Origin of the sequence: Streptomyces sp. SPB074 (genome assembly GCF_000154905.1) — a bacterium.
GTDB lineage: Bacteria > Actinomycetota > Actinomycetes > Streptomycetales > Streptomycetaceae > Streptomyces.
The window spans coordinates 2,735,745-2,741,809 of sequence record NZ_GG770539.1 but is presented as its reverse complement, the minus strand read 5'-3'; the positions used below and the strand labels follow the sequence as shown (position 1 = coordinate 2,741,809).

Annotated in this window: 3 protein-coding genes and 1 pseudogene; 2 read left to right on the top strand and 2 right to left on the bottom strand. The window is 74.4% G+C overall.

The features are described from left to right. Nucleotides 1–25: 25 nt before the first annotated feature. Nucleotides 26–682 (top strand): annotated as a pseudogene (locus SSBG_RS11225) (TetR/AcrR family transcriptional regulator). A gap of 190 nt (nucleotides 683–872) precedes the next feature. On the opposite strand, the gene SSBG_RS11220 reads toward SSBG_RS11225, so the two are convergent. Next, a complete protein-coding gene (locus SSBG_RS11220) occupies nucleotides 873–1,076 on the bottom strand; it encodes a cold-shock protein (protein ID WP_008746266.1) in 204 nt (67 codons plus the stop codon). A 308-nt stretch (nucleotides 1,077–1,384) separates the two neighbouring features. Here SSBG_RS11220 and SSBG_RS11215 point away from each other — a divergent pair, with 308 nt between their 5' ends. Further along, nucleotides 1,385–2,254, top strand: a complete 870-nt coding sequence (locus SSBG_RS11215) for a menaquinone biosynthetic enzyme MqnA/MqnD family protein (RefSeq protein ID WP_008746265.1) — start codon at nucleotides 1,385–1,387, stop codon at nucleotides 2,252–2,254. Nucleotides 2,255–2,708: 454 nt separating this feature from the next. Here SSBG_RS11215 and SSBG_RS11210 read toward each other — a convergent pair whose 3' ends face one another. After that, entirely contained in the window at nucleotides 2,709–5,837 is a 3,129-nt protein-coding gene (locus SSBG_RS11210) for an FtsK/SpoIIIE domain-containing protein (RefSeq protein ID WP_008746264.1), read from the bottom strand. Nucleotides 5,838–6,065 lie beyond the last annotated feature (228 nt).

The window sequence follows — 6,065 nt, the reverse complement described above, 5'->3', positions numbered from 1 at the left end:
CGGGGCGGGGGAAAGCGACCGTGGGATGACCGGGAAGGCGCGGGTGCGGGCGCGACGGATGCCGCGTGCCGAGCGCGAGCGGCAGATGCTCGACGCGGCGGTGCGGGTCATCGGACGGCGCGGCTACCAGGCCGCCTCGATGGACGAGATCGCCGAGGCCGCCGGGGTCTCCAAGCCCCTCGTCTACCTCTACCTCCACTCCAAGAGGCGCTGTTCACGAGGTGCGTCGAGCGTGAGGCGCGCACCCTGATCGCGGCGATCAGCGAGGCCGTCGGCCAACAGGACCCCGCTGACCGGCAGTTGTGGAGCGGCCTGCTGGCCTTCTTCCGGTACGCGGACGAACGCGCCGACGGCTGGCGGGTCCTGCACGTCCGGTCCCGTACGCACGGCGAGCCCTTCGCGCGCCTCGCCGACACGATGCGTACCCGCGTCCTCGGTTTCGTGACCGTCCTCCTGGCGCACGCGGCCCGCACGGCGGAGGGCGCCAGGAGCCTCACGGGGCACGAGATCACCGGCCTCGCGCACGCCCTCGTCGGCGCGGCCGAGTCCCTGGCCACCCGCGCGGCCGACGACCCCGCCCTCACCCCGGCCGCCTCGGCCCGCACTTTGATGGACTTCGCGTGGACGGGGCTCGGGGGGGCTGGTGGCGGGAGAGCGGTGGGGCGAGGACGCGTCCGCCTGAGCGGAGGCCCGGGAGCCCCGCCGCCGGGTGTCCGACGCCACGTCACCGGGGCCGCCCGCCCGGGTGAAAGGGAAAAAGCAGAGGCCCCGTCTCCGCCGCCGGGCGGAGACAGGGCCTCTTGATACCGCGTACTAGGTCCGGGACCGGGAATCCGGTCCACCGCTCGCGAATGGGCTCCGCGAGACCGGTGTCAGAGCGCGCTGACGTTCTCCGCCTGCGGCCCCTTCGGGCCCTGGGTGACGTCGAAGGTCACGGCCTGGTTCTCCTCAAGGGAGCGGAAGCCGTTGGCGTTGATCGCGGAGTAGTGGACGAAGACGTCGGGGCCGCCGCCCTCCTGGGCGATGAATCCGAAGCCCTTTTCGGCGTTGAACCACTTCACGGTTCCGGTAGCCATAAGCCCTCCTTGGGCCAAAGGGTTGCCCTGCTCCAGAACCTGCACGTGCGATAAACAAATGCACACCCTGAAAACGACGAGAGCCCGCGGTCACATGCTCCGCAGGCTCTGTACTGCAAGGGAAACCAAACTGCAACTTGCGGGCGAGCCTAGCATGGGGCCGCCCGAAAGCGATAGAGGGCAAGATCACTTCACCCGGATGTCTGAAACCGGGTGAAGGCGTCTTGACATGCGCGAAAACACAAGGTTCGGCCGAGGTGTGCGGGCCCGCCCGATTCCTTCCCTCTTTAGAGGTCTAGTCTCGCGATGTGGACCATTCTGACTTCGCCGCGCGCCCTGCCACCGCCCGCCCCCGCGTCGGGCACATCCAGTTCCTCAACTGCCTCCCGCTCTACTGGGGCCTCGCCCGCACGGGCACCCTCCTCGACCTGGAGCTGACCAAGGACACGCCGGAGAAGCTGAGCGAACAGCTCGTCGGCGGTTCGCTCGACATCGGCCCCATCACGCTCGTCGAGTTCCTCAAGGCGAGCGACGACCTCGTCGCGCTCCAGGACATCGCCGTGGGCTGCGACGGGCCCGTCATGTCCTGCGTGATCGTCTCGAAGGGGCCGCTGGAGGATCTGGACGGCGCGCGGGTCGCCCTCGGCTCCACCTCCCGTACCTCCGTCCGCCTCGCGCAGCTCCTCCTCTCGGACCGCTACGGCGTCACTCCCGAGTACTACAGGTGCCCGCCCGACCTCGGCCTGATGATGCAGGAGGCGGACGCCGCCGTCCTCATCGGTGACGCCGCGCTGCGCGCCAACCTCCACGACGGCCCCCGGCTCGGTCTCCAGGTGCACGACCTCGGCCGGATGTGGAAGGACTGGACGGGCCTTCCCTTCGTCTTCGCGGTCTTCGCCGCCCGCCGGGACTACCTGGAGCGCGAGCCCGAGGTGGTCGCGGAGGTGCACCGCGCCTTCCTGGAGTCGCGCGACCTGTCGCTCGTGGAGGTCGCCAAGGTCGCCGAGCAGGCGGCCCGCTGGGAGAGCTTCGACGCGGAGGTCCTGGAGCGCTACTTCCGCACCCTCGACTTCCGGTTCGCGGCCCCGCAACTGGGCGGCGTCCGCGAGTTCGCCCGCCGGGTGGGGCCCACGACGGGCTTCCCGGCGGACGTGCGGGTGGACGTGCGGGAGCCCTGAGGGGGCGCGGGGCGGGCGGTGCGGGGCGAGGAGGGGGCGGTGCCGCGGGGGTGAGCGGCGGGCACGCGATGGTGGCGTGTGCCGCCGGAGGTGCGAGAGGGGCTGTCTGTGCCGTACGTACGGACGTGCGGTAGTCGCTCCGCTTTCCCTATTTGCGGCTTGTCGTCATGAATGCGTTCACCCCTCCGGGTGCATTCGCCCGGTCGATACCCGGTGGATAGGGGTGGCGCGATAGGCGCCGATACGGCGCGGCGGCCCCGGGGAAATGGGCGTGCCCTTTCCCGCCCTTTTCGGTCCGCCCCCGCGGTGGCCGCGAACAACCGCCCACGTCTTGTACGGCGTACGTTCCCGAAAGCGACGGAGCGGCGGGAAAAGGGTGAGGCGCGGGGCGCGGGGATGTCCCGCGCGGGGAATTGGGCGGGCGGAATTCGGGACGGCGGCGGGCGGGCGGGGCTCAGTGCGGCACCGTGACCCGTACTGCCTCGCCGTCGCCCAGGTGCAGGAGGCCCCGGCCGGGGATCACGGGGCCGCCGGTCTTAGCGCGGGGGAGACGGACGCCCGCCAGGTCTCCCGCCGCCGTGGAGCGGGGGGAGAGGAGCAGGCCCCGGCGGGCCGTGCGGGCCTCGGCCTGCCAGCCGGAGAAGCCCGCGCGGAGCTCGTCCTCGTCCCCCGCGAGGAGGAGGGCCCGGCCGAGGGCGGCGCCTTCGCGCAGGAGGCGGGTGAGGACGGCGGACACGTCGCGGTCGGTGAGGGCTTCGGCGTCGTCCACGAGGACGGCCGTGGGCCCCTCGCCGCGCGCGAGGGCCGATGCGAGATCCGCTGCCTTGAGGCCGGGAGCGGTGAACATCGCCTCCGCCTGCGGGGCGAGCCGGCGCAGCGGGGAGGGGCGGGACGTGACGAGGACGAGGCGGGTCCCGTGGGCGAGGAGGGAACGGGCGAGGCAGCACAGGGCCGTGCTGCGCCCGGAACCGGCGGGGCCCGCGACGACGAAGGCGGGAGCGGGCGCGGTGGCCAGGTCGGGGCCGAGCGCGGTCAGGGTGTCGCCGCCCACGCCGGCGAGCGCCCACAGCGGGCCGGGTTCGGGGGGACGCAGCCGCCACGCCTCGGCGAAGGCGATACGGGCCGGGAGCGGGTCGAGGCGGAAGGGGCGGCGTGCGGCGGGGACGGCCCGGTCGCGCGCGGCGGCGGCGGTGCCGATCGCGGTCAGCGCGGCGGCCTGCGCGTGGCCCTCGGGCGGCGCGTCGAGGACGGCGAACTGCGTTTCCGTGCCGGACTCGGCGCGGAAGGCCCTGCCGGGCGGGACGTGGGCGGGGAGGGAGCGCGGCGGAATGCCGAGGAGGCTGTAGTCGGAGCGGTCCGCGAGGCGCAGGGCGTACTTCTCCTCGGTGAACGAGGCGAGGCGGCCGAGGAGGAGCTGACGGTCTCCGGTGAGGACGAGATGCAGGCCCGCACTCGCTCCCTCGCGGAGCAACGCCTGGATCTGCTCGGTGAGTTCACCGTGGTCGTGGGCGCCGAGGGTGGGGAGCCAGCCTTCCCAGCGGTCGAGGAGGACGAGGAGGTGGGGGAGCCGTTCGGCGGGTGGCGCGGCGGCGCGCTGCTCGGTGATGCCCGCGTGGCCGAGGCGTGTGAACAGGGCCTGGCGGCGGGCGAGTTCCCGCGTGAGGCGGGTGAGGAGGCGCGTCGCGCGGTCGGTCTCGTGGCGGGCGACGACCGCTCCGCAGTGGGGGAGCGAGGCGAGGGCGGCGAGAGCGCCGTCCCCGCAGTCGATGCCGTAGAGGTGGACGTCGGCGCAGGAGTGGGTGCGGGCGAGGGAGCCGGCGAGGGTGCGCAGGGCCTGGGAGCGGCCGGAGCGCGGGGAACCCGCGAGGAGGAGGTGGGTGAAGGAGCCGAGCGCGAGGGCGAGGTGGTGGCGGGACTGGGTGGCGGGGTGGTCGGCGAGGCCGTACGGCGCCGCACCGGGTGGGCTGTCCGGCGTGGTCAGGGTGGCGAGCGGGACGTGCTCCGGGAGGGCGGGGAGCCAGGGGGCGTGCGGGGGAGCGAGGGCGAGGGCCGTGGTGGCCGCGCGGATGGCGGCGACGAGGGCTGTCAGGTCGCTCGGGCCCTCGTCGTCCGGGGACGTGGGGCCTGGGGGCGCGGGGGCGGGACGGCCGAGGGCGGTCCAGGGCAGGGGGTGGGTCCACACGGCGCGGGGAGCGGGCTTGCCGGGGCCGGCGACGCTCGCGACGCGGGCGGTCTGGAAGGGGACGAGTGAGGCGTGGCCGAGCCGCGCCAGGGCGCGCCCCGGGGTCGTCTTCGGGAGGCGGGCGGCTTCGGGGGAGTCGATGACGTCGCTGGACTCGCCGGGGTCGGTGACGCGCAGGGCGATACGCAGGGGGGTGTTGGCGCGGATCTCGGGCGAGACGACCCCGGCGGGACGCTGCGTCGCGAGCAGCAGATGGATGCCGAGGCTGCGCCCGCGCTGGGCGATGTCCACGAGGCCCGAGACGAAATCGGGGAGTTCGCGCGCGAGCGAGGCGAACTCGTCGATGACGAGGAGGAGCCGGGGGAGGGGCGGGCGAAGAAGCGGGTGCGGGGCGGGACGCGTGGCCGTCCCGGGGGCGGCGGTCCCGTACTCCTCGATGTCCTTCGCTCCCGCCTCGGCCAGGACGCGTTCCCTGCGGTGCAGTTCGGCGCGGAGTGAGACGAGGGCGCGTTCGGTGAGGTGGGGGTCGAGGTCGGTGACCGTGCCGACGGTGTGGGGCAGGTCGTCGCAGTCGCGGAAGGCGGCGCCGCCCTTGTAGTCGATCAGGACGAAGGCCAGGTGCTCCGGGGTGTTGGTCGCGGCGAGGGAGGCGACGAGGGTCTGGAGCAGCTCGGACTTGCCCGAGCCCGTGGTGCCGGCGACGAGTCCGTGCGGTCCGTCGCGGCACAGGTCGAGGGCGAAGGGGCCTTCGTGCGACTCGCCGATGACGGCGGTGGTGCTGGGGGCGCGGGTGAGCCAGCGGGCCTGGACGGCGGAGGAGGTGGGCGGGTCGAGGGCGAGGAGCGGGAGGAGGCGGGAGGTGGCGGGGAGCGCGGAGCCGGTGGTGCCGGGGCCCGGGTCGCGCAGCGGGGCCAGGGCGCGGGCGAGGCGTTCGTTCCAGGCGGTGCGGACGAGATCGGGCTGTACGGAGCCGAGCGGCGCGGCTCCCGTGCCGCGTACGCGCAGGTGGCGCGGGTGGTGGGGGTCGGGGGTGACGAGGCCCTGGCACTCGGCGGGCAGGCGGGCCGCATCGGCGTCGAGGCACAGGGAGTACATGCCGGCGGAAGGCCCGTCGCGGAGGAGGCGTACGGCGCCCGCGTACTCCCGCAGCCGCCGTGCCCCGTCCCAGACGACGACGAGGTCGGGTTCCTGGCGCTGGGCGTGACGTCCGCGCTCCGTGGCCGCCCCGGTCCTGGCGTCGAGCAGCCGGGTCAGCTCCTTGAGGCGTGCGGTGACGGTTTGCGGGTCGGTGCCGATGAGGGTGTGGGGTCCGGCCGGTCCGGTGGGGCGGGCGTGGGGGAGGTGGCGGAGCCAGTCCCAGTCGGGGCGGGCGGCGGGGTCCGTCAGGACGAGGACGCGCACGTCGCGCGGGCTGTGGAGGGAGGCGAGCTGGGCGACGGACCAGCGGGCCAGCGTGCGGGCCGAGGGGCCCGCGATGCCGAGGACGCCGAGCGTCGCGAGGGGGAGGGCGACGGGGACGTCGTGGAGGGGGTGCGGGGTGGTGCGCTCGTGCTCGTCGGCGGCGGGGTCTTCGAGGACGACGGTGGAGGGCCCATACCGGTGCCGAAGCGGAGAAGGAGGTGGTCGGGG